Genomic DNA, 256 nt, shown 5'->3' with positions numbered 1-256 from the left:
AGTCGTGCGCCTCGCATTGCCGCACCAGTTCGAGCTGCGTGTCGGTCAGCAGCCTGACGACGGCCTGCGCGACGGGTTCGAGAAAGCTGGCAGCATCGTCGCGACGGCGCTGACGCACCACCTTGAACGACGCGCTGGCGTCATCCCACCGCAGTTCCTTGGACGCGCGCCCCGCCTGGAGCACCTGGTTGACGACGCTGGCATCCGAGGCCCCTTCCTGCTTGGCGGCATGCACCAGCGACCTGGCGTTGTCGCG

At 68.4% G+C, this 256-nt stretch carries 1 protein-coding gene; it reads right to left on the bottom strand.

Annotated elements, in window-relative coordinates; translation table 11 throughout:
* Window positions 1–256: ABATE domain-containing protein (locus SB751_RS32675; RefSeq protein ID WP_410749342.1), on the bottom strand; the 256-nt coding region annotated here is incomplete at both ends.

Origin of the sequence: Cupriavidus sp. SIMBA_020, from assembly GCF_046535395.1 — a bacterium.
In the GTDB taxonomy this organism is placed as follows: Bacteria; Pseudomonadota; Gammaproteobacteria; order Burkholderiales; family Burkholderiaceae; genus Cupriavidus; species Cupriavidus campinensis.
The sequence above is the reverse complement of the archived record's forward strand: the minus strand, read 5'-3'. Positions and strand labels throughout refer to the sequence as shown.